The sequence below is a fragment of the Nocardia sichangensis genome, assembly GCF_047200615.1.
Taxonomy (GTDB): Bacteria; Actinomycetota; Actinomycetes; order Mycobacteriales; family Mycobacteriaceae; genus Nocardia; species Nocardia sichangensis.
On the sequence record NZ_JBJZOK010000025.1, the window covers coordinates 1 to 19,787 of the forward strand.

The 19,787-nt window shown below is 69.0% G+C and carries 17 protein-coding genes, 1 tRNA gene and 1 pseudogene; 5 read left to right on the forward strand and 14 right to left on the reverse strand.

All coding sequences use genetic code 11. The features are described 5' to 3' along the window. Positions 1–131: 131 nt before the first annotated feature. The 5 genes and pseudogenes from ACL03I_RS28570 to ACL03I_RS28590 form a co-directional block, all read right to left on the reverse strand. Positions 132–1,157, reverse strand: a complete 1,026-nt coding sequence (locus ACL03I_RS28570) for a hypothetical protein (RefSeq protein ID WP_412807408.1) — start codon at positions 1,155–1,157, stop codon at positions 132–134. Between the two features lie 382 nt (positions 1,158–1,539). Further along, positions 1,540–1,613, reverse strand: a tRNA-Leu gene (locus tag ACL03I_RS28575). Between the two features lie 231 nt (positions 1,614–1,844). Further along, on the reverse strand, positions 1,845–2,762 hold the full coding sequence (locus ACL03I_RS28580; RefSeq protein ID WP_379255348.1) for a ribonuclease Z: 918 nt from the start codon (positions 2,760–2,762) through the stop codon (positions 1,845–1,847). 48 nt (positions 2,763–2,810) lie between these two features. Further along, positions 2,811–4,316 carry an amino acid permease gene (locus ACL03I_RS28585; protein WP_356966811.1) on the reverse strand — a complete coding sequence of 502 codons (1,506 nt, stop codon included), beginning with the start codon at positions 4,314–4,316 and terminating at the stop codon, positions 2,811–2,813. A 273-nt stretch (positions 4,317–4,589) separates the two neighbouring features. Beyond that, a pseudogene (locus tag ACL03I_RS28590) lies at positions 4,590–4,926 on the reverse strand (MFS transporter); the annotation flags it as partial. 159 nt (positions 4,927–5,085) lie between these two features. Here ACL03I_RS28590 and ACL03I_RS28595 point away from each other — a divergent pair. Beyond that, positions 5,086–5,610: an SRPBCC family protein gene (locus tag ACL03I_RS28595; protein WP_355074465.1), complete on the forward strand. Its 525-nt coding sequence runs from the start codon at positions 5,086–5,088 to the stop codon at positions 5,608–5,610. A gap of 24 nt (positions 5,611–5,634) precedes the next feature. Here ACL03I_RS28595 and ACL03I_RS28600 read toward each other — a convergent pair whose 3' ends face one another. The 9 genes from ACL03I_RS28600 to ACL03I_RS28640 form a co-directional block, all read right to left on the reverse strand. After that, a complete protein-coding gene (locus ACL03I_RS28600) occupies positions 5,635–6,582 on the reverse strand; it encodes a Ppx/GppA phosphatase family protein (protein WP_355074467.1) in 948 nt (315 codons plus the stop codon). Beyond that, positions 6,582–7,115 (reverse strand): DUF501 domain-containing protein, encoded by a 534-nt coding sequence (locus ACL03I_RS28605; protein WP_355074468.1) that lies wholly within the window; start codon positions 7,113–7,115, stop codon positions 6,582–6,584. The genes ACL03I_RS28600 and ACL03I_RS28605 overlap by 1 nt, the downstream gene beginning before the upstream one ends. A 38-nt stretch (positions 7,116–7,153) precedes the next feature. Beyond that, positions 7,154–7,711, reverse strand: coding sequence for an FtsB family cell division protein (locus ACL03I_RS28610; protein ID WP_355074470.1), 558 nt, complete (start codon positions 7,709–7,711; stop codon positions 7,154–7,156). Positions 7,712–7,761: 50 nt separating this feature from the next. After that, positions 7,762–9,048: a phosphopyruvate hydratase gene (eno, locus tag ACL03I_RS28615; RefSeq protein WP_355074472.1), complete on the reverse strand. Its 1,287-nt coding sequence runs from the start codon at positions 9,046–9,048 to the stop codon at positions 7,762–7,764. Positions 9,049–9,162: 114 nt separating this feature from the next. After that, the gene (locus ACL03I_RS28620) at positions 9,163–9,879 is read right to left on the reverse strand and encodes a lytic transglycosylase domain-containing protein (RefSeq protein ID WP_412807409.1); all 717 of its coding nucleotides are present in this window, start codon (positions 9,877–9,879) and stop codon (positions 9,163–9,165) included. Positions 9,880–9,974: 95 nt separating this feature from the next. Beyond that, on the reverse strand, positions 9,975–11,582 hold the full coding sequence (locus ACL03I_RS28625; RefSeq protein WP_412807410.1) for an ABC transporter ATP-binding protein: 1,608 nt from the start codon (positions 11,580–11,582) through the stop codon (positions 9,975–9,977). Next, positions 11,579–12,400: an ABC transporter permease gene (locus ACL03I_RS28630; RefSeq protein ID WP_412807411.1), complete on the reverse strand. Its 822-nt coding sequence runs from the start codon at positions 12,398–12,400 to the stop codon at positions 11,579–11,581. Before ACL03I_RS28630 ends, ACL03I_RS28625 begins: the two co-directional genes overlap by 4 nt. Beyond that, complete coding sequence (locus ACL03I_RS28635) at positions 12,397–13,323, reverse strand: ABC transporter permease (RefSeq protein WP_412807412.1); 927 nt, start codon at positions 13,321–13,323, stop codon at positions 12,397–12,399. The genes ACL03I_RS28630 and ACL03I_RS28635 overlap by 4 nt, the downstream gene beginning before the upstream one ends. Further along, positions 13,323–14,840 (reverse strand): ABC transporter substrate-binding protein, encoded by a 1,518-nt coding sequence (locus ACL03I_RS28640; RefSeq protein ID WP_412807413.1) that lies wholly within the window; start codon positions 14,838–14,840, stop codon positions 13,323–13,325. The genes ACL03I_RS28635 and ACL03I_RS28640 overlap by 1 nt, the downstream gene beginning before the upstream one ends. Positions 14,841–15,157: 317 nt before the next feature. Here ACL03I_RS28640 and ACL03I_RS28645 point away from each other — a divergent pair, with 317 nt between their 5' ends. The 4 genes from ACL03I_RS28645 to ACL03I_RS28660 all read left to right on the forward strand — a co-directional run bounded on the left by ACL03I_RS28645 (position 15,158) and on the right by ACL03I_RS28660 (position 19,760). After that, entirely contained in the window at positions 15,158–16,315 is a 1,158-nt protein-coding gene (locus tag ACL03I_RS28645) for a TauD/TfdA family dioxygenase (RefSeq protein WP_412807414.1), read from the forward strand. After that, positions 16,287–17,297 (forward strand): ornithine cyclodeaminase family protein, encoded by a 1,011-nt coding sequence (locus ACL03I_RS28650; protein ID WP_355075022.1) that lies wholly within the window; start codon positions 16,287–16,289, stop codon positions 17,295–17,297. The genes ACL03I_RS28645 and ACL03I_RS28650 overlap by 29 nt, the downstream gene beginning before the upstream one ends. Positions 17,298–17,391: 94 nt before the next feature. Further along, complete coding sequence (locus tag ACL03I_RS28655) at positions 17,392–18,696, forward strand: alanine racemase (protein WP_412807453.1); 1,305 nt, start codon at positions 17,392–17,394, stop codon at positions 18,694–18,696. Positions 18,697–18,728: 32 nt separating this feature from the next. Continuing rightward, complete coding sequence (locus ACL03I_RS28660; RefSeq protein WP_355074484.1) at positions 18,729–19,760, forward strand: PLP-dependent cysteine synthase family protein; 1,032 nt, start codon at positions 18,729–18,731, stop codon at positions 19,758–19,760. Positions 19,761–19,787 lie beyond the last annotated feature (27 nt).

Here is a 19,787-nt window from a genome sequence, read left to right on the forward strand (position 1 = left end):
CGGCTCACGAATTCGAACCGGCACTTGGCCGATTTCGAGGTTGCTTTCCCAGATCGTTGCAGGTCACGGTAGCGTCGGCAATTGCCGACACAGTAGTGCGACCTGGCAGAAACTCGCTGACGTGGCACGGCCTAGCAGCGTTCATACTGACGCGCATAGGGTTGCGACTCCGGTGGAACGTCGCGCGAGGATGGCTGGCAACCGCCGACGAAGACCGCGAAAACGGGGTGGTAGGTGTCGCCGATCGTGTAGTCGACCACGGCACCGGGCTGGGCCAAGTAGGGAAGATGCCGTTCGGCGAGTTGTGTTGCCTGCGCAGCGGTGAATTGCTTTCCAACAGGAGGGTATATCGCGACATCCAGGGTGCGGCCTGCTTTGCCGGGCGGGTCGTATACGGAAATCTCGACGAGGAACGGGGTGGGTTGATCGGTCAGGAACCACTCCCACATCTCGAGTTCACCATTGGACGGGAAGCGGGGCCGGTTGTGCGGGAAGCGGAGTGGTCGGTCCGTGTTGAGCCACCCGGGTTCCAGGCTCGAGTGATTCTTGAACCCGCTCTCCTCATGAACGGTGGACACCGTCCAGTAGCTGGATGCCAGTTCGGGGAAGTCCTCGATGATTCGGCGCATCGCCGCGGTGGCACGGTGGGGTTCGGCCTCGGAGCCCGCTGCAACGCCGATATCGTTCCTCATCTTGTCTACGTCGATGCCGCTTGACCTCCAGCCCACCTGTGTGCCGGGGGCCGAGACTCTCACCCAGGTGTGTGCCGAGTTGGCTTCCCCGCTCACGTCCCGACCGAACCGCCAATTCGCATAATAAGAGTCCGTCCTCCGGTCGATGTAGACCTCGGTCTGGTCGCCTTGGTAGTGCGGCGGAAGCTGCTGGGTGCCCATGGCACGCACCACGGACGCGGCCTCGTCCGGTGTGGCGCCATCTTCGAGCTGCACTTCGAGCCGGGAATGGTACGTGCGCGACTTGCCCTCGTAATCGAACCGATGTGACGCATCGACGACCCCGGGAAGAGCCCGGATGGCAGTTTCGATCACGCGTGACCAGCTGTCACGCTCGGCCTGGTCGGGTCCTTGTGTCGGTATAGAACATCCTGTCAGCAGGACTGCCGCCATCATCAATATGACGGTCGGGGTGGTTCGGCGCATAACGTCTCATTCTGTCCGATCAACACACCTGGGTTGGAACGAAGCGTAGCCCGATCGATGGTGCGATCGGGCCACGCTCGCATTGCGTTGAGCCAGGGCTGCGTGTCGAGCGCCATCCGGAAGACGAACGAGTCGTAGCGGTCTCGTGGATATGAAACCTCCGAGATCATCAGTACTTCACCATCGGCCGCGAGGAAGCGCTGATGGACCTACTGGACGAGTTCGCCTGACGGCACCTCGAGCCATACGGCATGGGTCGGCACCCGGTCGCGGACGCGATGAACCGGGGAGCTCCGGCAGCTACTGCGGACTCACTGCGGACCGAGGGCGTGGACGCGGTCGAAGCGAATGGCGGGAGAGGGAATCTACCTGCGGTCGTGAGTGCCCCCAGTCGGACTCGAACCGACACTTGGCGGATTTTAAGTCCGCTGCCTCTGCCAATTGGGCTATAGGGGCGTCCGGGACAGCGTACCGAGTCGTACGGCTGTACCGGAATTCCGACAATTTGTCGGGGTGGCGGGGCGTCGGCCGTGGCCGGGTGCCGGACGGCGCGGTCGGGTGACCGGTGCCGGTGGCGGTTGTTCGCAGCCCGGGTTGGCAGGCGTCCCAGAGAACTAGATCGGTGGCGGCGGGCTGGTGTTAGCGTCCGCGCGTCATCTCGGCGTGTCGGATGTTCGCGGCGGAGTGTCAGCGCCGGGGTGGCAGCGGGATCCTGGCGAGGTCGGTGGCTATGTGGATCTCGCCGGAGAAGTACTTCGCCGCTTCGGCCAAGTGCTCGTCGAGGTCGCGGTAGCGCTGGGAGAAGTGGGTGAGCACCAGGGTGCGAACGCCCGCGTCGGCGGCCACCCGGGCGGCTTGGCCCGCCGTGAGATGGCCGTATTCGAGGGCCAGGTGTTCGTCGGCGTCCAGGAACGTGGCTTCGATGACGAGCATGTCGACGTCGGCGGCCAGCTCCCCGATTCCGGGGCACAGCCGGGTGTCCATCACGAAGGCGAAGCTCTGACCGGAGCGCGGTTCGCTGATCTCCGCCAAAGTGATCGTGCGCCCCTCGAATTCGACACTGCCGCGCTGTTGCAGTTCGGAGATGATCGGGCCGCGCAATCCCAGGGCGCGCAAGCGGTCCGGCAGAATCCGCCGGCCGGGCGGCTCGCTGAGCCGATAGCCGAAGGTGTCCACCGGATGGGAGAGCCGCACCGCCGTCACCGTGAACGCCGCCTCGGGCAGGTCGACGGGACCTGGGGCGAGGATCGGGCGAGGCCGCAGCTCGGCGCGGTGATAGTACGACGTCGCGTTGACCAGGCGCTCGTAGTACGCCGCGCCGGACGCCGGGAAGCAGACGTCGACCGGATGCGGCACGCGGTCGAGGTTGATCCGCTGCACCACTCCGGCCAGCCCGAGACTGTGGTCGCCGTGGAAATGGGTGATGGCGATCCGGGTGAGCCCGGTGACGCTCACACCGGCATAGGTCATCTGCCGTTGCGTGCCCTCACCGGGATCGAACAGGATCGCCTCGTCGTCCCACCGGAGCAGGTACCCGTTGTGGTTTCGCTGTTTCGTCGGCACCTGACTAGCGGTCCCGAGAACAACCAACTCACGCTGCGACACGGCGTCAGGCTATCCGCCGCCACCCCACACCCGAACTCCGGCCGCGTACTAGGTGACGGAAGCCTTCCGGAGCACGGAGTTGTGCCGCGAGTAGGCGAAGTAGACGACGAACCCGATCACCATCCACACCAGGAACCGCAGCCAGGTCTCCACCGAGAGATTCAGCATCAGCCACACGCACGCCAGCACCGCCAGGACGGGGATCAGCGGCACCAGCGGAACCCGGAATCCACGCGGCAGGTCCGGACGCGTGCGCCGCAGGATGAGCACGCCGACCGACACCAGCACGAACGCGAATAGCGTCCCGATGTTGACCATCTCCTCCAGCGTGCCGAAATCCACGAACCCGGCCAGCAGCGCACACGCCACGCCGACGATGACGGTGACCCGCACCGGCGTGCCGTTCTTACCGGTGTGCGAGAGCTTGCGCGGCATCAGCCCGTCACGCGACATCGCGAACAGCACCCGGGTCTGCCCGAGATACATCACCATGACCACCGTGGTGAGCCCGGCGAGGGCGCCGATCGAGATGATGTTCTTCGCCCAGGTCACCCCGTGGATGCCGAACGCCGTGGCCAGTGTCGCGTCGCCATGGGACAACTCGGTGTAGGGCACCATGCCGGTGAGCACGAGCGACACCGCGACGTACAGGATCGTCACGATGAGCAGCGAGCCCAGGATGCCGCGGGGCACCGCCTTCTGCGGGTTGCGGGTCTCCTCCGCCGTCGTGGCGACGACGTCGAAGCCGATGAACGCGAAGAACACCAGGCTGGCCGCGGCGAGCAGGCCGTACCAGCCGAAGTTGCTGTGCCCGGCGCCGGTCAGGAAGGAGAACAGCGACTGCCGCAGCCCCTCGCCCCGCTCACCGGGCTGCGACGGCGGGATGTAGGGCGAGAGGTTCGAGGACTTGAAGTACGTGAGGCCGACGACCAGCACCAGCGCGATCACGCCCAGCTTGATGGCGACGGCGACCGCCGACACCCGCGAGGACACCTTGGTCCCGGTCGCGAGCAGCACGCCGAGCACCGTGATGAGCAGCACCGCGCCCCAGTCGAAGTTCACCGGGCCGAAGTGCGCGATCGGAGACGTGGTGCCGAGCACCTCGCCGAGGTATTGCGACCAACCCTTGGCCACCACCGCCACGGCGAGCGCGAACTCCAGGATCAGGTCCCAGCCGATGATCCAGGCGACGAGCTCGCCGAAGGTGGCGTAGGAGTAGGTGTAGGCACTGCCCGCCACCGGCACCGTGGAGGCGAACTCGGCGTAGCAGAGCGCGGTCAGTCCGCAGGCGATCGCGGCGAACACGAAGGCCAGCGAGACGGACGGACCCGCGACGGTGCCCGCGGTGCGCGCGGTGAGGGTGAAGATGCCCGCGCCGACCACGACGGCCACGCCGAAGACGGTGAGGTCCCAGGCGGTCAAATCCTTGCGTAGCTTCGAGTCGGGTTCGTCGGTGTCGCGGATCGACTGTTCGACGGACTTGGTGCGGAACAGACCGCCCCACCGAGACGAGACATCACCCGCCGAATCGGCTTGTGGCCCGGGTTTCGTCACGCGTTCTCCTTAATTCGTGCCAATTGCTTGTGTTCTGTACCCAGACGGCGAGTCAATGCACGCCTGCCATGAATTTGCTGATCCATGGTGCGATTGCGGCGACGATCAGCCCCGCACACACCATGACCGTCCCGGTGATACCGAAATAGGCGAACTCGTGACCTGGGTCATAGAACCGAGCCAAACTACCCGACACCGACGTGCCGAGACCAACCGAGAAAAAAAATACAATGCCATTGTCTGAGCCCGGAAAGCCTCCGGGGCGAGTCGAGTGCACGGCCAGCGCGATGTGCCCGGCCATGACCACGACGCCGCCGTAGAAGAGGGTGCGTTCCATCCCGGGCAAACGGTCGGCGATCCAGCCGCCCAGGACGGTGGGCAGAGAGACCAGGCCGCCGTAGGCGCCGACGATGCCCACGGCCGTGTCCTTGCCCAGGCCCAGACCGCCGTCGGTCGCCGAGTAGTGCAGGTAGTACCCGAGGATGGTGACCATCCCGTAGAACGAGAAGCGCTCCCAGAGTTCGACGCCGAACAAGTTGGCCAGCCCGATCGGGTGGCCGAACACGGTTCGTGTCCCCACTGGTTCCCGCGATGTTTTCGCTTCGACCATGCTCCGAAGATCGCATCTCGAAGCGCGCCGGGGAGGATTCGTTTGTTCTGTTCAGGCGGGCCGCGGAACCTGGACGCGGCCGGTGGTTTGCCCCCCGCACCTATCGGGCACCCCGCAATCGACAGGCAAACCGGCCCGCACCCAGAAAGCGTTGAGCTGATGGTCCACGTGGAAATCACCGTGCCGACTACACCGGAGCAGGTTTTCTCCGTCCTGGCCGACGGATGGCTGTTCGCCGCCTGGGTCGTCGGCGCCACGCACATTCGCGACGTCGACGACGAATGGCCCGGCGTCGGCGCGTCGCTGCACTACAGCGCGGGCGTATGGCCGTTCACCGTGAGCGACACCACGGAGGTCGTGTCGGTGGATCCGCCGCACATGCTCGAACTAGAGGCCAAGCTCTCGCCGTTCGGCGCCGCGTGGATCCGGCTGGAACTCGTCGAGACCGCGACCGACGAGACCCAGATCCGGATGTACGAGCACGCCGAACGCGGGTTGGGCCGGCTCATGCCCAACGCGCTGCAAGAACTCCTGCTGGTGCCGCGGAACATGGAATCGCTCTCCCGGCTCGCCGATATCGCCATCGGCAAGGCGCGCCGTGCGGGTCACGCCGGAATCGGAGTCCGCGCCGGAACCGAGACGCACGCCGAGGTGAAGCTGAACGGACACGTCCCGCAGACCTGACCGCGGCCACGCGACCGAGCCGGATCAGGCGATCGACAGTGCGATGCCGTCGAGGATGTCGTGCTCACTGACGATCAGCTCGGAAATACCCGCGCGCCGGGACAACTCCTCCGCCAGTACTTCGGTGATGACCGCGCCGCCGCCGATCACGTCGACCCGGCCGGGGTGCATCGGCCCCAGCGCTGCGCGCTCATCGTGGTCCATGGCGATCAGCCGGTCGCAGACCTGATGCACCTGCTCCGAGGTCAAACGAGTGAGATGCACCCGCTCCGAGTCGTATTCGGGGAGATCGAGCGCGACCGCGGCGAGCGTGGTCATCGTGCCCGCCACGCCGACCCAGGTGTGCGCCCCTTCCACCGGGACGTGCGTGAACGCTTCGGTCAACCGCTCGGTGGCGAAGGCGCGGGCGGCGGCGATCTCCTCGGCGGTCGGCGGGTTGCCCGCCAGACACCGTTCGGTGATCCGGACGCAGCCGATGTCGGCGGAGAACGCGGCGCGCACCCCCGCGCTGTCCCCGAACACCAGCTCGGTGGAACCGCCGCCCAGGTCGACGACGACGAATGGACCCGCCGCGCTGGACAATTCGCCGATGGCGCCGGCGAACGACAGGCGCGCCTCCTCGTCGCCGGTGATCACCTCGGCTTCCGCGCCCGCGACCACCGCGCCGAGTTCGGCACGCGCCATGGCGAAGAAATCCTCCCGATTGGCGGCGTCCCGGGTGGCGGACGTCGCCACCATCCGCACCCGGCCGACGCCCGCCTCGCGCATCAGCGCGACGTAGTCGGCCAGGGCGGCGCGGGTGCGTTCGATCGCCTCCGGCGCCAGCGAGCCGGTCGCGTCGACGCCTTGGCCGAGGCGGACGATGCGCATCTCGCGGTGCACGTCGGCCAAGCGCCCGTCGTCGAGCACGTCGGCGATCAGCAGTCGGATGGAGTTCGTGCCGCAATCCACGGCGGCTACCCGGTCACTCATCACTGTGCTCCAGTCTCTCGCGCGCTACTCGGCCGGGACGCGGGCCAGTCGGCCGGAATCGCGGTGCCGCGCAGGCCGTGTTCGGCGGCCAGCGCCACCGACTCGTCGCCGAGCGGATTCACGCCCGGCCCCTTGGCCAATGCGTGGGCGATCAGCACGTGCAGGCACTTGACCCGCTCGGGCATCCCGCCGCCGGTGAAATCCGTGCCGAGCGATTCGATTTCGTCGCGTTCGGCCAGATAGCTCTCGTGCGCGGCGCGGTAGGCGGCGGCCAGCTCCTCGTCCGCGGCGAGCCGCTCGGTCATCTCCCGCATCACGCCGGCCGATTCCTGCCTGCTCGCCTCCGCGGTGAGCCGGGGATCGGTGAGGTAGTAGAGGGTCGGGAAGGGGGTGCCGTCCGGCAACCGGGGCGCGGTCTTCACAACGGCCGGGATCCCGTCCGGGGTGCGGTAGGCGATGGCGAGCACGCCGCGCGGCGCACGGCCCAGCTGCTCGGCGATGATCGCGAGATCCTGGTCGGTGGGTGCGGTCACCTATGTCCTTCCGGTGCTCGAGGTGGTGGCGCGGCGGCCTAGGGCGTCGGCTGCGGCTCGGAGATGCTGCGCCACAAATCGGTGTACCAAGGCTGGGGGTCCCTGGCTCTGGTGGGCGCGGGCGGCGGCGCGGGCGCCTCGATGCCGGGCACCTGCACGATATACGGCGTCTCGCCTGGCATCACCAGACGCAGGCGGTCCCGCGCCTCGCTGCGGATGTAGGCCGGATCCTGTTGCTGCGCACGACGATCCCGCAGCCGGGCCAGATCCGTCTCGAGTTCCTCGCGCTGCTGCGCCAGCTGCGCCGCCTCCGCGCGCTGGGTGAAATACGTGCGCATCGGCACGGCGAGGGTGAGCGCGAGCCCGCACACCACCATCGCGAGGATCACCGCCTTGCCGGTGGAGAGGCCGAGGAACGTGTGGTCGTGCCTGTCGCCGGCCGAACCCGTCTTGCGCGGTTTCGGCTTCTCCGCGGGCTCCGATCGCCTGCGACCGCGCTTGGCGGCGGAGTCGGCCGGGCGCGATCCGGCGGCACGCGACGTGCGGCGGTCCCCGCGTCCGGCCGGACTGGTCCCACGCGCACGTCGCTCCGTCATCTCACGCCTCGGTCTCTACTTCGCGATACTCCCGGGGTTCGTGCCCCAGCTCAGCCTTCGAACGCGAAGCGGGGAAACGCGACGTCACCCGCGTAGCGCGCCGAATCACCGAGCGCGTCCTCGATGCGCAGCAGCTGGTTGTACTTGGCGACCCGCTCGCTGCGCGCCGGGGCGCCGGTCTTGATCTGGCCGCTGCCCACCGCGACGGCGAGGTCGGCGATGGTGGTGTCCTCGGTCTCGCCGGAACGGTGCGACATCATCGTCTTGTAGCCGTTGCGATGCGCCAGCTCCACCGCGTCCAGGGTCTCGGTGAGGGTGCCGATCTGGTTCACCTTGACCAGCAGCGCGTTGGCGGCGCCCTTGGCGATGCCCTCCTCCAGGCGCTCCGGGTTGGTGACGAACAGGTCGTCGCCGACGAGCTGGATCTTCTCGCCGATCTGGTCGGTCAGGGTCACCCAGCCGTTCCAGTCGTCCTCCGACAGCGGGTCCTCGATGGACACCAGCGGGTAGGCCGCGATCAACTCGGCGTAGAACTGCGCCATCTCCTCGGCCGAACGCACCACACCTTCGAACTTGTAGCCGCTGCCGGAGGTGAAGAACTCGGTGGCGGCCACGTCCAGCGCCAGCGCCACGTCGCTGCCCAGCTTCAGGCCGGTCTTGGCGATGGCCTCGCTGATCAGGTCGAGCGCCGCCTTGGTGCCCGCCACGTCGGGCGCGAAACCGCCTTCGTCACCGAGGCCGGTGGACAGGCCCTTGGCCTTCAGCACCGACTTCAGCGCGTGGTAGACCTCCGCGCCCCAGCGCAGCGACTCCTTGAAGGTGGGCGCGCCGATCGGGGCGACCATGAATTCCTGCACGTCGACGCCCGTGTCGGCGTGCGCGCCGCCGTTGAGGATGTTCATCATCGGGACGGGCAGCACGTGCGCGTTCGGGCCGCCGAGGTAGCGGAACAGTTCGAGGCCGGAGGACTCGGCGGCGGCGCGGGCCACCGCCAGCGAGACACCGAGCAGGGCGTTGGCGCCGAGCCGGGACTTGTCCTGGGTGCCGTCGAGGTCGAGCAGCACCTGGTCTACGGTGCGCTGCTCCACGGCGTCCAGGCCGATGACGGCGGGCGCGATCTCGTCGAGCACGCCCTCGACCGCCTTGCGCACGCCCTTGCCGCCGTAGCGCTCGCCGCCGTCGCGCAGTTCGACGGCCTCGTGCTCGCCGGTGGACGCGCCGGAGGGCACGGCCGCCCGGGTCAGGGTGCCGTCGTCGAGAGCGATCTCGACCTCGACGGTGGGGTTACCGCGCGAATCGAGGATCTCGCGAGCTCCGACCTGTTCGATGATGGCCACGAAAAAGACACTCCTTCGGCTGCTGACACGGTATGTCTCACGGGATGGGCCGTGCGCTGCGAGCCTATCGTCCCGGCGGCGAGGCGGGTAACCGGCACTCCGGCGACCGGGAGATCACACCCGGCGGCCGATGCTGTAGCTCGCGGCCCGGTCGCGCACGGTCAACAGGTAGCTGTGCGACTGGTTGTAGGTGAGCAAGGCCCGCTGCCAGCCGTGCTCGGAGGTGAGGTCGCCGCCGCTGGCGCACAGATACCTGGCTGCGGTGAGCGCGGCGTCATCGATGTTCTGCGGATCCGCGACGCCGTCTCCGTTGGCGTCGACGCCCCAGCGCTTCCAGGTCTCCGGGATGAACTGCAGCGGGCCGACGGCGCGATCGTGCTCCGGATCGCCGTCGAGCACGCCGCCGTCGGTGTCCCGCACCAACGCGGCGCCCGGCGAGCCGTCCAGCGGGACTCCGATGATCGGCGGGCGGACCGAGCCGTCCGCGCCGAGCTGCGCCCCGCGATGGGTGCCGTGCTTGCTCTCCACGCTCGCGATGCCCGCGAGCGTCGTCCACGCGATGCCGCAGTCGGGACGGGCCCTGGTCATCACGGCCGCCGCGTAGCCGTACGCCTCCAGCGCGATCGGCGGTATGCCGAGCCCATCGGCCTGCTCATCGGCCCAGCCGCGCAACTGGACGGCCGTGCGACCGGGAGCGTCCAGGTCGATCACGGGCAGCGGGGTGCCCGGCCCGGGCGGGATGCCCTCTGGGATCGGGGTGCGGTCGGTCCCGCAACCGGCGAGCCCGAGGAGCACCACGATGGCGGCCGAGACGCCGGTCTTTCGCAACACCCTTCCATCATCCAGATGACGGCGCGGGCCCGCGGCAAGCCGGTGACGGAGCGCACTGCGTGTCGAAAGCGCGTATGACCCGCACGGTCGCCGTGTCAGACCAGCAGTTCGCTGGTCGCGCTGTGCGTCGGCGCGGTGAGCACCGTTCCGGTGTCCCCGGATTCGACGACGCATCCCTGGTCGAGGACGATCAGCCGGGGACAGTATCCGGCGACCAAGGCCATGTCGTGTGTGATGACCAGCAAGGCGGTGTCACGTTCGGACCGGATCCGATCCAGCAGCGCCATGATCGCCGCCGCGGTGGTGTGGTCCAGCGCCGAAGTGATCTCGTCGCACAGGAGCACGGCGGGTTCGGCGGCGAGGGCGCGGGCCAGCGCGACTCGTTGCCGCTGGCCGCCGGACAGTTCGTGCGGATAGCGGGCGGCCAGGTCGGCGGAAAGCTCGACGGCGGCAAGAATTTCCTCGATCCGCCACGCGAGATCCCGGCGTGCGACGCGCCCGATCCGCCGCAAAGGGCGGCCGAGCGTTTGCGCCACGGTGCGGCGCGGGTTGAGCGCGGACCGGGGGTTTTGAGTGACCAATTGAATGCCGCCCGCGCCATGGTGAATTCGCCGGTTCGCCCCAACGGCGATCGGGTCGCCACGCAGTTCGAGCGATCCGGTCGCCGAATGGTGCAGCCCCGCGAGCACGCGAGCCAAGGTGGTCTTGCCCGCGCCCGACGCGCCCACCACCGCGAGCGCCGAGCCCGCCTCCAGCGCGAGGTCGATGTCGGCGAGCACCCGGTGTCCGTCGATCGAGGCGCTGATGTTCTCGGCGCGCAGCACGACGTCGGGCGGTCGGTTGTCCGTCGAGACGGCCGAAGGCTTGTGACAGTTGCGCGCTCGCTCTCCGGTCGAGGCGACGTCCGGCGGAGGGAGAGCACTTCGCCGTTCGGCACGCACCTGTGTACCGCCCGACGGAGACGGAGGCGGGGACGCCGGACGGACCGCGCCGAGTTCGACGATGTCGTCGGCGATCGAGTGCACGAGAGCGGTGTCGTGCCCGGACAGCAAGATCGCCGCCGAACGCTCGCGGGCGAGTGCCGCCAGCTGTCCGGCGATATCGGTGCGCAGTGCGCCGTGCAGCCCGGCCAGCGGCTCGTCCAGCACCAGCACGCCGGTCCGGCGGATCAGCGCCCTGGCGAGGGCGACGCGACGCTGCTGACCGCCGGACAATTCACCGGGGCGGCGGCGAAGGTAGTCCGGCGACAGACCGACCAGCGCGAGCGTGTCGATCAGGGTGGACTCGGGCGCGCGCGGCGCGACCTCGCGTAACAGGGCGCGCACGCGCAGCAGCGGGTTCAGCGCCGACCCGGGATCCTGCCCGACGTAAGCGATATGCTGGCGTCGGAAGCGTTGCAGCGCAATGCGATCGAGCGCCAGCACATCGTGTCCGGCAACCGATGCCGAGCCCGTCGTGCGCGCCGCCGCGGACGGGAGTTGCCCGAGCAGTGCGCGCATCACCGTGGTCTTGCCCGACCCGGACGGGCCGGTGAGCGCCGTGACCGTGCCCGCCGGTATCCGGAAAGTCGCGGGTCCGGCCAATTCTCGACCGTCCGGACCCAGCACGGTCAGGCCGTCGACCGCGACGAGATCGGCCCGCACCTGCCCGGCGCCATTCGCCTCGGCCGTCCGACGCGCGCTCGTCGTGACGTTCACGTTCATTCCCGCTCCCCTCGCCCGAACGCCGACACCGCCAGGTTCACGCTCACCGCGACGATCGCGATCGCGAGGCTCGGAGCTAGCACGGCCCAGGGGTTGAGCAGCATGCCGGAGGCATTCTCGCGCACCATGACCGCCCAATTGCTCGCACCGAGCGTCGTGGGCAACTGGAGGAAGGACGCCGTGCTCACCAGATAGACCGCCGCCACGAAACGCAGCCCGAGCTGAGTCGTCGACACCGCGCGCAGGTTCGGGATCACTTCCCGGAATACCAGGTGCCCGAGCGACTCACCGGCGGCTCGCGCGCTCTCGACATATCCGGACGCCGCGACCCCAGCGGCGGCGGCCGTGAAGATCCGGGCGCAATAGGGAACGCCGAACAGCAGCGCCAGGACGATCAGTCCCAGGGTTCCCGCGTCGGGCCACGAGGTCAGCACGAGCAGAATCCCCAGCACCGCGGGTAGCAGGATGAACAAGTCGGTGCCGAGTTCGATCCACTGGCCGATCCGCGGGCGCAGCGCCGCGACCGCGCCGAGGACACACGACAGTCCGGTCACCGACACCGCGATCACCGCGGCCACCAGCAGCAATCCCCAACCGCCATAGAGCAACTGGCTGAGCACGTCGCGGCCGAGCCGGTCGGCGCCCAACGGCGCGCAGGCAGCGGGATCGCCGAACGGGATGCCGATCGCTTCCTCCGCCGGGTGCGGCGCCAGCGTCGGTCCCAGCGCCGCCGCCAGCGTGACCAGCGGAGCGGGCGCGACGGCCAGCCACCCGAGCCGCCACCGCGCCGGGCGCGCGATCTTCGCGGGAGCCGTCATCGCCGCCCCCGCAACGACCAGGCGCGGATGCCGTCGGCGGCGGCGAGCACGACCATGATGAGCACCCCGGACAACGCGACCACCGCGGCCACCACCGAAGTGTCCCGATCGGCCACCGAACCGGCCAGGACCGCCCCTAGACCGGGATAGTTGAACACGGTCTCCACCACCAGAGCACCGCCGAGCAGCATCCCGACCGTGGTGGCGAAGCCGGCGACTATCGTCGGCAACGCGAACGGCAGCACGTGCCGCGCCAGCACCGCACGGCCCGAAAGCCCATCCAGCACAGCGCTTTCCACGTGCGGAGCCAGCGCGGCGTCGGACAAGGCGGCGCGCACCACCCTGGTGTTCCATCCGATCTGGGGCAACGCGAGCGCGAGCACCGGCAACACCAGCATCTCCGGTCCGGCCGGCATCCCCGACCGGCCGGTGATGGTCACGGCGGGCAGCCAGCCCAGCGCCAGCGCGAACACCAGGATCAGCACCGTGGCGATCACGAATTCGGGAACGGCCACCGCGGTGGTCGTCGTCGGCTGCAAGACGCGCGCGGCCACGCTGCCCGGACGCGTCGCCCACCACGCGCCGAGCGCGAGCGACGCGAGCACGGTCACCGCGAGGGCGATACCGCCGAGCAGCAGCGTCGGCGGGAACTTGTCGACGAGCAGGTCGTCGACCGGCCGTCCGCGCGCGGTACGTCCGAAATCGCCGGTCACGACGCCCGCGATCCAGTTCCAGAACCGCACCGCCAGGGGACGGTCCAGTCCGAGTTCGTGTTTTTTGGCGGCGATCTGCTCGGGCGTGGCCTCCCGGCCGAGGACGGCGCGGGCGGTGTCGCCCGGCAGCAGGTCCACGGCGACGAAGACGCAGGCCAGCAGCGTCACCAGCAGGATGACGCGCCGGAGCAGCAGTCGCGCGAACAGCATCACCCGGCCAGCCAGGCCTTCTCCAGCTGGACCCTGGCGAACCCGCCGAGCGTGGGCAGGTCGCGCACCCGGGAGGCGGCGATGTCGATGCCGTCGGCCATGCCCCAGACCAGGTAGCCGCCGCGCTCGTACTGGATGCGCTGCAACTCCTGATTCGCCTGCCGGTACTCCGCGTCGGTGCGCGCGGCGAGCGCTTTCGCGGTCGCGGCGTCGAATTCGGCGTCCGTGAAACCGGTTTCGTTGCGGTTCGATCCGCTCGAAAGCAATTTGCTCGCGAAGAAGAGGGTGGAGTCGTTGGTGCCCCAGGAGATCGTGTACAGCGGCGCCTTCAACCAGGTCTGGTCGTAGAAGGCGTTCGGCTCCTGGGTGACCACGTCCAGCCGGACGCCGATCTCGGCGAGCTGGGTGGCGATCACCTTCGCCGATTCCACCTCACCGGGCGCCTCGGCCTTGGTGACGAAGGGGTAGCTGCGCCCGGTGTCGAATTTCGCCTCGCGCAACAGCGCTTTCGCGCGATCGAGGTCGCGGGTGCGCTGGGCGAGGGAGGTGTCGTAGAGCGGATCGGCCGTGCCGAGAATGTCGTTGGCCACCGTTCCGTATCCGGAATGCACCTGGTTGACCAAGGCTTTGCGGTCGACGCCGAGCCGTAGGGCGGTGCGCACCCGTGCGTCGGCGAACGGGCCGTCGGAGCTGCGCATGGCGACACCGACCACCGTATCGTTCGGTCGGCGCACGACGGCCAGATCGCCGCGTCCCTCGGCGGTGCGGCCCGCGATGGCGCCGACGTTGGAGGCCAGGTCGATCTGCCCGCCGAGCACCGCGTTGCCCAGCGCGGTCACGCTTTCGAACATGGTTACCTCGATGGCGTCCAGCGGCGGCGGCCCGCCGTGCCACCGCTCGTTGCGCACCAGCCGGGCGTTGCCGCCCTGATAGGACTCCAACCGGAACGGTCCGCTGCCCACGGCCTTGGTGAACTCGGTGGTGTCCTTTTTGACCGTGAACGTCATCAGCCGCACCAGCAGCGGCAGTTGGGTATTCGGTTCGGGCACGGCCAGCACCACCCGGTTCGGCCCGTCGGCGGAGATGTCCTCCACGGCCACCGGCATCTTCGACGCGCCACCGACCGTGCGCAGCCTGCGCAGCGACCACACGACATCTTCGGACGTCACCGGTGTCCCGTCGTGAAAGGTCGCGTTCTCGGCCAGGGTGAAGCTCCAGCGCCGCCGGTCGGCGTCCGGCTCCCACCGATTCGCCAGGCGGGGAACGACATTCGGATTGCCGCCCGGCACGGTGAGGGCGTCGTAGACCAGGGAGGTGACGAGGAAGTCGCTGTCGTTGCTGAGGTTGGCGTGCGGATCGCGTTCGATGCGCGCCGCGGTGCCGAGCGCGCCGACTCGCAGCGTGCCGCCAGGTCGTGCGGGCCCGGACACGTCGGCGTCATCGGAACAAGCGGCCACCAGCAGCACAGCCCCCACGCCGAGACTCGACCGCAGCAAGTCCCTTCGATTCAAAACCATTGTGCTGCCCCTCTTCCTGAACCGAACCCACGGCGGTACCGCACACAGTGCCTTGATCAGGACAGGCTAGCCTAATGCGCGGCGCGACTCGCCGATACCGGCATCAAAACGGCAGTGCAAGGGCGCATCTCCCGCAAACCCCCGACCGAGCCCCGGCACGCCCACCGGACCGACTTCACCCGAGCCGAAGTTATGCGATTCGGCTATTTTTTGGCCGACTCGCTTAGGTAAGCCTTGCTTCACTTCCTACAAAGGGCTACCTTCCAATACTAATCGTGAACCCTGCTTTTCCCACTGCTGCGAAGAAGGGATACCCGGTGAAAAGCGTTCTCTCCGAACGTAAGCCGCTTCACCCCCTAGACCTCGAACGACGCGAGCTTTCCCCGGAAGCGGGCCGCGCGGTGCGCGCTCTCGCCAGAGAGATATCGGTCACGCTCGATCTCGCACTCGCCGATCCGGCGGCCGCGGCGCGCACCCTCTCGGACCCCGCGCTCATCGAACGGATCGATGCGGGCGCGGCACGGCTCCCTGCCGAAGTGCGCCACGCCATGCGCCCGCCCGCCACCCCCGCGGGCGCCGCGGTCGTCGGTCGCCTCCCGCTGGTGGACAACGAATTCGGACCGACTCCGCCGAACTGGCGGGAGGCGGCGCGCTGGAGCGGAGATCCGGAGCGGCGCGCGCGTTCGTTCGAACTCGACTTGGTGATGCTGCTGCTGGCGCGGAGCGCGGGCGAGCCGTTCGGCTGGCAGGGCCAGCAGGACGGCCGATTGGTCAACAATATCGTTCCCGCGGCCGGTCAGGAACACGAACAGTCCGGCGCCAGCAGCAAAGCGCTGCTCAGCCCGCACACCGAGGACGCCTTCCATCCGGAGCGCGCCCACCTGCTGATGCTCGGTTGCCTACGTAACCCGGATCTGGTCGGCACCACCGTGTCGTCGGTGCGCCGGATCGAACTGTCCACCGCGCAACGCGAACTGCTCAGCACTCCCGCACTGCCGATCCTGCCGGATGTCTCCTACGGCGACGGTCACGAAACCTACCCGGCCGCACCGATTCCGACGCTGTGGAGCATCGCGGGCGCCGACCGGCAGACGCTGCGCTACGACCCGGCGTACACACCGCTCGACGACGCCGACCCGGAATTCCGCGCGGCATATGAACAACTCGCCGCCGAGCTCGAACGCGTCTGCGTCACCGCGTCGCTCGCCCCCGGCGAGCTGTTGCTGGTGGACAACGACGTCGCCGTGCACGGCCGAGTGCCGTTCACCGCCCGGTACGACGGCACCGACCGGTGGCTCAAGCGAGTGAACATCCGGCTTCCGGAACGGCGGCGGCGGGCCGAGGAAGCCGACGAGAATGGCTACGGGCAACAAACCGTAGCCCCGTTCCGGACGGCGGCCACCCCGCCGGTTCAGAGCGGCACTCATGAGCGGGATGCAGTACGACATGATCGAGGACCCCTTGAGCACGCGTGACCGAAGCACACCCCTGCGGGTGTTGAGCCGAAGCGACCTCGCCGACGTGCCGATCACACCGGCCGCGGTGGTACGCGCCGTGGAAGAGGCGTATCTCGCCCTGGCGGCGGGCGATTCGGACAATCCGCGCAAGCTCAGCGTCGCCAACCCCGACGGCTGGTCGGTCGCCTACGCCATGCTCGGCCGGGACGGCCGCAGGCGCGTGGTGGCGATGAAGACCTCCTACAAGTTCGACCCCGGCCACGATCGCAGCACGAAGCGGTACTACACGACCATCACGCTCTACGACGACAGCACCGGCGCGCCGATCGCGATGATGGACTGCGCCCGGGTCGGCGCGTTGCGCACGCCCGCGGTGTCGGCTCTGCTGGTGCGCGAGACGATCCGGCGGGGCGCGGAGAGCGTGCTGCTGATCGGCACCGGAACCCAGGGCCGCAACGCCCTTCCGCATCTGCTCGCCGCGAACCCGCAGCTGCGCAAGCTGATGGTCTACGGCACGCACCCCGAGGGCCTGGCAGCCGTGCACCGCGTGCTCGCCGAGCACCATCCGCACGCGCTGCTCGAGACCGTCACCGATCCACGCGCCGCGGCGGCCACGGCCGACGTCGTGCTGGCCACGGCGGGCCCGGCCACCGAAGTGGCGCTCGAATCCGACGATCTGGCGCCCGGTTCGGTGGCGGTGCTGGTCGGTTACGGGCTCGCGCCGTCCGCGCTGACCGATGCCGACCGCGTGATCGCGACCAGCGCCGAGCAGATGGCGCTGACCGGCACCGACATGGCCGGGCCCGACGGCACGCTGCGCACGGTGGACGCCGAGCTGCCGCAGATCCTCGATCGTCGTGCGGTCGCGCGCCGCTCCGACGACGAGCGCGTCTTCGTCTACAACAGCGGGCTGGTGCTGACCGACATCGCGGTGGCCCACGCGCTGGCGGAGCGGGCGATCGCGGAAGGCCGTGGCACGGAGGTACCGCTGTGGGACTAGCGCAGGGAGGTGCACGGTGGGACTAGAACACGCGAGTGTCACCGTGGCGCCCGCGGACGAGGCGGCCACGCGCGATTCGATCAGCGCGTCACCGATGCCCGCGCATCTCGATCCGTGGGAGCGCCGCCTGTTCGCCGATCCGGACCTGCTCGGTGACCTCGCTTTCACGCTGGGCGGGCCGTTCCACGTGATGTACCCGGCGCGGGTCGGCCACAACATCCGGGCCTTCCACGGAGCTTTCGAGAGCGCCGGGGTGCAAGGTGCCATCTACTACGGCAAGAAAGCGAACAAGGCCGCGTGCGTCGCGCGGGCCTGCGCGGAAAACGGTGCGGGCGTCGACGTCGCCAGCGTCGGCGAGCTGACCGCCGCGCTGGCACAGGGCGTGCGCGGTGCCGAGCTCATGGTGACCGGGCCGGCGAAAGCGGACGACCTGCTGTGGCTGGCCGCCCGGCACGGTGCCCTGATCGCCGTGGACGATCTCGGCGAGCTCGAACGGCTCGCCGCGCTGGCGCCCGCCGACGGGCCCGCGCGAGTGCTGATCCGCGTGCTGCCCGCGGCCTCGGCCAGCCGGTTCGGCATGACCTCCGGCGAAATCGAGGAAGCCCTCGCGCTGTGCGGCGTGCGCGATTCGATTCGCTTGGAGGGCTTCAGTTTCCATCTGTCGGGCTACGACGCGGTGGCGCGCGCGGAACTGGCGGGCGAGCTGATCGCCCGCTGTCTGCACGCGCGCACGCTGGGGCATCCGGCCACCACCGTGTCGATCGGCGGCGGCTTCGGCGTCGACTACGTTCCGGCGGACGCGGCGATGGAGTTCACGGCGCGGGCGGGCAGGCAGTGGTTCCACTCCGGCAAGTCCTTCGATTCGTACTATCCGTACCACTTTCCGGTGCCCGGCGCGGCCATGCTCGCGCAGATCCTCGACCACGCGGATCTCGCCGGGCGACTGCGCGACAACGCCGTGCGGCTGGCCGTCGAACCGGGGCGCGCGCTGCTCGCGCACGCGGGCTGCACCGTCTTTCGCGTCCAAGGCAGCAAGACCAGGCACGCGCACGGCCAGCCCTACCGGTTGCTCACCGTGGACGGCACCAGCCTCAGTCTCTCGGAGCAATGGTTCGACAGCGAGTACCTGCCCGATCCGGTGCTGTGGCCCGCGCGGCCCGGCACCGCGACGCCGACCAGCGTCGGGGCGGCCACCTGTCTGGATTCCGACATGCTGAGCTGGCGGCGGGTGCCGCTGCCTCGCCCCGCCGAGGTCGGCGATCTGCTGATCTACCCGAATACCGCCGGTTATCAGATGGATTCGAACGAGTCCGCGTTTCACGAACTGCCCATCCCACCCAAAGTCGTACTGCACGAGGCACCCGGCGATCGCTTCCGCTGGACCCGCGACGGCAGCTGACCCGACTTCCCGACCAGAACCAGGAGACCTCGATGCCGCTCGTCACGCGCGTGACGGATCTGATCGGCCGCACGCCGCTGTTCGAGCTCGCGGCCACCGCGACCGGCACCCGCCTGCTGCTCAAACTGGAGCAGTTCAACCCGACCGGTGCGGCCAAGATCAGGATGGCGCGCGAAATGGTGCTCGACGCCGAGCGTCGCGGTTTGCTACGCAGTGGCGGACATATCATCGAGTCCACATCCGGCAACACCGGGCTCGGCCTCGCGGTAGTTGCCGCGGAACGTGGGTATCGCTTCACCGCAGTGGTCGACCATCACGCATGTAAGGACAAACTGCGCGCGATGCGGGCAATGGGTGCGGAACTGGTGTTCGTCGCCGACGAGGGCGACGACAACCTGGCCACCTCGGCACGGGAGGACCTCGCCGAGGCGATGGCGGCCGAACGGGACGACGCGTACTTCACCGAGCAGCACAACAACGACGCCAACGCGGTGGGCTACTACCCGGTGGCCGAGGAATTGCTCGAGGACGTCGACCGGGTCGACATCCTGCTGTCCGCCGTGGGAACCGGAGGTTCGCTGTTCGGCACCGCGACCCGGCTGCGCCAGCTCGGCTGCACGCCGCACGTCATCGGGGTCGAACCGGTCGGCTCGATCGCCTTCGGCGGGCCGGGCGGTCCGTACTGGCAATCGGGCACCGGCACCCCGCCGGGCGCCACCATCGGCACCGCCGTGGACTATTCGCTGCTGGACGAGGGCGTGAAGGTCACCGACGTGGCGGCCTTCGCGACCGCCCGCGCGGTCGCCGCCGAACTGGGGCTGATGATCGGCGGGTCGGCGGGCGGCTCGGTGTACGCCGCGCTCACCCGGCTGGAGGAGTTCGCGCCGGGCTCCACCGTGGTCACCATCGTGTGCGACGGCGGGGAGAAGTACTTGGACACGGTGTTCGACGACGAGTGGATGAACGAGCGCGACCTGCTCGACCCCGGCACCGAACGCGAGATCGCGCTGCTGCTGCGGCGCTTCACGCCCGCCGCCAGGAACACGTTGGTGGAAGCGCGGTGAGGTCCGGTCGTTGGTACGGTGCGACGC

What these genes read in the sequence shown, in the direction of transcription:
- ACL03I_RS28570 (WP_412807408.1), bottom strand. Translation starts at nt 1,157, where the DNA reads ATGCGCCGAACCACCCCGACCGTCATATTGATGATGGCGGCAGTCCTG.
- ACL03I_RS28595 (WP_355074465.1), top strand. Translation starts at nt 5,086, where the DNA reads ATGGTCCACGTGGAAATCACCGTGCCGACTACACCGGAGCAGGTTTTC.
- ACL03I_RS28600 (WP_355074467.1), bottom strand. Translation starts at nt 6,582, where the DNA reads ATGAGTGACCGGGTAGCCGCCGTGGATTGCGGCACGAACTCCATCCGA.
- ACL03I_RS28610 (WP_355074470.1), bottom strand. Translation starts at nt 7,711, where the DNA reads ATGACGGAGCGACGTGCGCGTGGGACCAGTCCGGCCGGACGCGGGGAC.
- ACL03I_RS28625 (WP_412807410.1), bottom strand. Translation starts at nt 11,582, where the DNA reads ATGAACGTGAACGTCACGACGAGCGCGCGTCGGACGGCCGAGGCGAAT.
- ACL03I_RS28630 (WP_412807411.1), bottom strand. Translation starts at nt 12,400, where the DNA reads ATGACGGCTCCCGCGAAGATCGCGCGCCCGGCGCGGTGGCGGCTCGGG.
- ACL03I_RS28635 (WP_412807412.1), bottom strand. Translation starts at nt 13,323, where the DNA reads ATGCTGTTCGCGCGACTGCTGCTCCGGCGCGTCATCCTGCTGGTGACG.
- ACL03I_RS28640 (WP_412807413.1), bottom strand. Translation starts at nt 14,840, where the DNA reads ATGGTTTTGAATCGAAGGGACTTGCTGCGGTCGAGTCTCGGCGTGGGG.
- ACL03I_RS28650 (WP_355075022.1), top strand. Translation starts at nt 16,287, where the DNA reads ATGATCGAGGACCCCTTGAGCACGCGTGACCGAAGCACACCCCTGCGG.
- ACL03I_RS28655 (WP_412807453.1), top strand. Translation starts at nt 17,392, where the DNA reads ATGCCCGCGCATCTCGATCCGTGGGAGCGCCGCCTGTTCGCCGATCCG.
- ACL03I_RS28660 (WP_355074484.1), top strand. Translation starts at nt 18,729, where the DNA reads ATGCCGCTCGTCACGCGCGTGACGGATCTGATCGGCCGCACGCCGCTG.